This window comes from uncultured Campylobacter sp., from assembly GCF_938045225.1.
GTDB lineage: Bacteria > Campylobacterota > Campylobacteria > Campylobacterales > Campylobacteraceae > Campylobacter_A.
The window spans coordinates 1-5,878 of record NZ_CALINL010000136.1 but is presented as its reverse complement, the minus strand read 5'-3'; the positions used below and the strand labels follow the sequence as shown (position 1 = coordinate 5,878).

The following is a 5,878-nucleotide window of genomic DNA, read 5'->3' as shown; positions in this document are numbered from 1 at the left end:
ATCATGATAAATAAAATCAAATCGAAGTTTAAAAGATGAAAAATTTAGTATTCGTTATTTCGCTAAAAAGCGACGAGGCGCGGCGTGAAAAGCTAAAAGAGCGGTTTAAAAACTACGGCGAATTTAAGCTCGTCGAAGCGACCGACGGTAGGGCGATGAGCGCAAAGGAGTATTACGGCTACGCGTTAGCTAGCCTTGAGGCTTACGGCAGGCTATTAAGCCCGTCCGAGGTCGGTTGCTCGCTCTCTCACGCGCGCGCTTACGAGGAGTTTTTAAAAAGCGACGCCAAATTTGCGCTCATTTTAGAAGACGACGTTATCGGAGACGAGGACGGCGTGAAAAAGGCGTTTGAAACGGCTGCAAAGATGCACGAGGGCTCGGTGCTCATTTGCGGCGCGCAAGACGGACTGGAAGGGCGATTTAGCGCATTTGGTAAAAAGCTGGAGGAAGATTTTTGGCTAGTCTCAAAGCGCTCTTACGGCACGATTTACCGAGCGGCTGCTTACGTGCTTGATAGGCGCGCGGCGGAAAAGATCTTGCAAACGCACAAAAAGGCGCTTTGCGTGGCTGATTTTTGGCGAATTTTGCTTTTGCAAAACGGCTTAAAAATGTATTTTAGTGATATTTTCGCACATCCAACCGATCTAACAGACTCAAATATCCAAGCCGAGCGGGTGCAAAGAGCGCAGGTAAAGGTCCCTCCGCTAGCTCGCCTAAACAGCTTAAAATATGTCGCCGCAACGCGCTTTGAATCGGCAATTTTAGGCTATGAGCGGATATTTAAAAGATAGGAAACTAAGCGATTATAAAGCTCAAAATTTATAAAATCAATAATTTTGAAGATTTATTAAATTTTCGCGCATCGATTAAAATTTGGAGAGAGAATGAAGGTTTTATTTATAATTTCGACCCTGCAAGCAGGCGGCGCCGAGCGCGTGATGAGCTTGCTGGCGAGCTATTTTGCGAAATTTCACGACGTAACGCTTTTAAAATTTGACACCAAACCGCCGTTTTACGAGCTAGACGAGAGGATAAAGCTGATCGATCTGCCTTTCCCGATGGTGAAAAAGGGTTTTTTCGCAAATTTAATCAGGCGCGTGAAAAAGTTTTTTTATCAGCGAAATTTGATCAAAAACGGCGGCTTTGACGTCGTTATCTCCTCGATGGACAGCACCAATATCAACGTGATTTTGTCGAATTTATTTATCGGTAAGCCGCTTTTTATCAGCGAGCATTCAAGCGCCGATTTTTTCAAAGGGCGCGGCTGGCTGTTTTTACGCCGCATGCTCTATCCGCTAGCTAGCGGACTCACGGTACTTACGAAAGAGGACTACGAGTACTATAGCTTCGTAAAAAATAAAACCGTGATGTATAATCCGATGTTTGAAGCCAAAAAACAGGGCTTGCCGAAGGAAAATATCATCCTTTTCGTCGGTCGCCTTATCTCGCTTAAGGGCTGCGACGTATTTTTAAAGGCTATGAGTTTAGTCGATAAAGAGCTTTTAAAAGACTGGAAAATCGTGATAGCGGGTGCGGGCGAAGAGAGGCAAAGGCTAGAGCTTATCGCGCACGAGCAACTGCATCTAAACGCCGAATTTATCGGGCAAACAAGCGACGTAGCTTCGCTTTACGAAAGGTCTAAAATTTTAGTCTCAAGCTCCAAAACCGAGGGCTTGCCAAACGTTTTAATCGAGAGCGTATTTTTTAACTGCGCTAGGGTGGCGACTGCTACAAGCGGCGCAAAAGAGCTCATCGAGGACGGCAAGGACGGATTTTTAGTACCGATAGACGACGTAAAAGCGCTCGGAAGTAAAATCGAACTCTTGATGCGCGACGAGGAGCTTAGGCAAGAGCTGGTAAAAAACGCCAACGAGCGCAAAAACGCCTTTAAAACCGATCAAATTTATCAAAAGTGGATGGATTTTATCACGCAAAATATAAAGAACTAAAATGCTAAAAGTAAGCATAATAATCCCAACTTACAACCGCAAAGAGCTTTTTGAAGCCGCCCTAAAAAGCGCGCTAGCTCAAGACTACGAAAATAAAGAGATCATAATCAGCGACGATAACTCGAATGACGGTACGCGCGAGCTTGCGCAAAGTTACGTCGCTAAATTTGACAACGTAAAATACGTCTTAAACCAAACCTACGACCGCGGTCCAAACGGCAATAAAAACAACGGCTTTGATCACGCTAGCGGCGATGCTTTCGTGATACTAGACGACGATGACTTGCTGATAGAAGGCGCTATAAGCAAGATGGCGGCCGTACTAGAGCAGGGGTATGCTAGCGTATGGGCGAACTGTTATTTTGAGATCGACGGCGAGCCGACGACGAAATTTTCGGGATTTGGACTAAATAAAAGCGGGGAAATTTCGCCGCAAGACTACTACGACGGCAAGATAACGGGCGAGTTTTTGATAATGTTTCGCCGAGATGCGATCGGTCAGAGGCGCTTTGAAAAGGGGCTTTACGGTAGCGAAAATACGCTTTGGATCTATCTTTTTGACTTTCCTGCTTACTATCTGCACGATGCGGTGCGTATTTACCGCTTTCACCGCAGCGACAGCGTCACGATAAACTCGTTTAAACGCCCGCTTTGCATAATGAAAGGCTACGCGATGACTGCGGAGCTTATTTTGCAAAAGATCGCCGAGAAAAACGAGCAAGCAAGCAACGCAAATTCGGCCGAGCCTAAATTTCGCGTAAACGATGCTCATATCGCGATCTTATATAAAATGGCGGCGTATTATGCTAAATTTGGCGGCGAATACAAAAAAATGTACGAATATCTTTTTAAAAGCCTCAAATTTAAATTTACCAAAGAAGCGCTGGCGATGCTGATTTTAAGCCCGTTTCCAAAGTCTATGATTTTGTTTTTAACTAAAATTCGCGTTTGGATATACAAAAAAACGCACGGCGAATGAAAAAATTAGCCGTTTTCCTCTACTCGATGGGACCGGGCGGCGCGGAGCGCGTGGTTTCAAATTTGCTCCCGGCTCTGTGCGAAAAATACGAAGTTCATCTCGTTTTGATGAGCGAGGTCGTAGCCTACGAGATACCAAGTGCGGTTAAAATTCACTTCCTTGAGCGCTCGGATCCTTATGAAAGCGGCGTAAAAAAGCTTTTTCGATTGGGGCTTTTGTTTCCGTTTTTAGCCTTAAATTATAAAAAACTTTGCGACGATTTGGCTATCGACCTGCATTTTGTCTTAATGAACCGGCCTTGTTATATCGCGCTTTTAGCAAGGATCGCCGGAGTAAAAGGACGGATGGTGATAAGCGAGCGCAGCTGTCCGTCGGTCATCTATAAAAGTGGACTTAGCGGATTTGCCAATAGAATTTTAGTTAAGGCGCTCTATCCTAGGGCCGATCTTATCCTAGCTAACGCGCAGGGAAACGCCGATGATCTCGTGCGAAATTTCGGCTGCGACGCCGCAAAAACTAAGGTGCTATATAACGCGGTCGATTTGGCTGCGATAAAGACTCTTGCAAACGAGCCGTTAGGGGGTAAATTTAAGCCGTTTTTTCTAAATATCGGGCGGCTTGATAGCGGTAAAAATCAAGCGATGTTAATAAAAATAATCGCAAATTTAAAAGACGAGCGCGCGACGCTTGGGATCCTTGGCAAAGGCCCTTTGCAAGGCGAGCTTCAAAATTTGATCTACGAACTTGGCGTAGGCGAGCGAGTAAAGCTGCTAGGCACGGATAAAAATCCGTTTAAATTTATCAAAAACGCGCAGTGTTTCGTTTGCGCTTCGCGGTTTGAGGGCTTTTCGAACGTGCTTTTAGAGGCGCTTGCTTGCGAGAGATTTATTATCTCCACCGATCATAAAAGCGGCGCTAGGGAGCTTCTGGGCGACGATGAATACGGCATCCTCGTGCCCGTTGACGACGAAAAAGCGATGGAGACTGCGATGAGGCGAGCGCTTGAGGATGAAAATTTAAGGCAAGATTATGAAAAAAGAGCGTACGGCCGTGTAGTAAAATTTGATAAAAATGCCGTCGCGGCGCAGCTCATAGGATACTTAGAGGGTGAAAATGGCGAGTAAAATTTCGGGACTCTTGGATAAATTTAAATTTTCAAAACAGACTTTATTTTTGATGCTTGCGGCGTTTATTTTTAGCGTGGTTTGTAGGCTGTACTGGGTGTATTGGGCGGGCGAGTATCAGCACTTTTTCTGGAACGATCAGCTGATGATCAGCACAAACGACGGCTACGCATTTGCCGAGGGCGCAAGGGATATGCTGGCTGGTTTTCATCAGCCGAACGACCTTAGCTACTACGGCCGTTCGATGCCGACGCTTACGTATTTTTTGTATCAAATTTTACCTTTTAGCTTCGAGAGTATTTTGCTTTATATGAGCGTGTTTTTTAGCTCGCTTATCGTTATTCCCGTGATTTTGATAGCCAAAGAGTACGAGATGTCCGGCGCGGGCTTTGCGGCGGCGCTGCTAGCTAGCATCGCAAACAGCTACTACAACCGCACGATGGCCGGCTACTACGACACCGATATGCTCACGATCGTGTTGCCTGCATTTAGCGTCTGGGCGATGATACGCCTCGCGCAGAAAAAAAACGTAAACGACCTTATTTTTATCCCGATTTTTATCCTGATAAACGACTGGTGGTATCCCAGCTCGTACTCGCTAAATTTTGCGATGCTGGGCGCTTTTTTACTCTATACTTTGATTTTTGATAGAAAAAACGCGCTAAATTACGAGGCCGCTATTTTGATGATAGTAGCGCTTACGTATATTGATTTTTACGCTAAAAGCGCGCTTGCGGTCGCTCTTTATCTAGCGATGAGATTTCGTCCGCAGATCTGGGATAAGCGCTCTGTCGCGGCTTGCCTTGCTTTAGCCGTCGCGCTTTTGGGCTTTAGCGGCGGGTTAAATCAAATTTTATTTCAGCTTAAATTTTACATATTTCGCGGAGTTTCCGAGAGTAGCGAGCCGGTTTTTCATTTTTATAACGTAAATAAAACGATAATGGAAATGAGCGATTATTCGTTTGAGTTTGAGTCGATAAACGCCTTTGCTAAGCGTATCAGCGGTCATATCGTTACTTTTGCTTTATCACTCGTAGGAGTCGCGGCGCTTTGTCTTAAATTTCGCTCCTTTTTACTCGCGCTTCCGATGCTGCTACTTGGTTTTTTGGCGCTAAAAGGCGGGCTTAGGTTTACGATCTACTCGGTGCCCGTGATGGCGATAGGATTTGGATATTTTGCGGCGCTTTGCGTGAGTTTTTTTAAAAAAGATAAAATTTTAGACAAATTTTGCACCGTTTGCGTTGCGGCATTTTTCGCGTTTTTCTTTTTATATTTTGATAAATATTACAGCCTTTCGCACGGTAAATCTCCCGTTTTTGCGCCAAATTTTGACGGCGAGGCGAGCTTTGGCGTATATCTAGCCACACTTGCGGCGGCGGCGCTTATTTGCGGGGCGGCTTATTTTATGGTCTCAGGCCTAAGCTCGCTCAAAAAACACGCGCTTTTAGAAAAAATTTGCGTCTTTTGTATCGCCGCGCTATCCTTGATGCCGTGTCTTGAGCATATTTACGGCTACAAAGTCGGCACGGTTTTTGCCAAAAGCGAGGTAGAGAGCCTAGATAAGCTACACAAGATCGCGGGGCGCGAGGACTACGTGTTAGCGTGGTGGGACTACGGCTATCCGATCCGCTACTACGCGGACGTCAAGACTCTCATCGACGGCGGCAAGCACCTGGGCAGGGATAATTTCGCCGTGAGCTTCGCGCTAGCTAGCAATCAACGCATGTCGGCAAATATGGCGCGCCTAGAGGTCGAGTACACCGAGCGAAATTTTAGCGAGAGATTCGGGTTAAATTTAAACCAGATGATAAAGGATTACAACGCCA

5 protein-coding genes are annotated in these 5,878 nt (G+C 45.7%); all 5 read left to right on the top strand.

Annotated features, from left to right (window positions below; all coding sequences use genetic code 11):
- The first annotated feature begins 35 nt into the window (after positions 1–35).
- Positions 36–791: a glycosyltransferase family 25 protein gene (locus Q0200_RS05270; protein ID WP_297938645.1), complete on the top strand. Its 756-nt coding sequence runs from the start codon at positions 36–38 to the stop codon at positions 789–791.
- 93 nt (positions 792–884) lie between these two features.
- The gene (locus Q0200_RS05265) at positions 885–1,949 is read left to right on the top strand and encodes a glycosyltransferase (protein ID WP_297938642.1); all 1,065 of its coding nucleotides are present in this window, start codon (positions 885–887) and stop codon (positions 1,947–1,949) included.
- A 1-nt stretch (position 1,950) separates the two neighbouring features.
- A complete protein-coding gene (locus Q0200_RS05260) occupies positions 1,951–2,928 on the top strand; it encodes a glycosyltransferase family 2 protein (protein WP_297938639.1) in 978 nt (325 codons plus the stop codon).
- Positions 2,925–4,052, top strand: coding sequence for a glycosyltransferase (locus Q0200_RS05255; protein ID WP_297938636.1), 1,128 nt, complete (start codon positions 2,925–2,927; stop codon positions 4,050–4,052). Before Q0200_RS05260 ends, Q0200_RS05255 begins: the two co-directional genes overlap by 4 nt.
- Positions 4,042–5,878, top strand: a 1,837-nt coding sequence (locus tag Q0200_RS05250) for an STT3 domain-containing protein (RefSeq protein WP_297938633.1), incomplete at its 3' end; no start/stop codon positions are given. The genes Q0200_RS05255 and Q0200_RS05250, both read left to right, overlap by 11 nt.

Bases quoted from the DNA above. Each gene is read 5' to 3' on its own strand.
- Q0200_RS05270 (WP_297938645.1), top strand. From the start codon at position 36: ATGAAAAATTTAGTATTCGTTATTTCGCTAAAAAGCGACGAGGCGCGG.
- Q0200_RS05265 (WP_297938642.1), top strand. From the start codon at position 885: ATGAAGGTTTTATTTATAATTTCGACCCTGCAAGCAGGCGGCGCCGAG.
- Q0200_RS05260 (WP_297938639.1), top strand. From the start codon at position 1,951: ATGCTAAAAGTAAGCATAATAATCCCAACTTACAACCGCAAAGAGCTT.
- Q0200_RS05255 (WP_297938636.1), top strand. From the start codon at position 2,925: ATGAAAAAATTAGCCGTTTTCCTCTACTCGATGGGACCGGGCGGCGCG.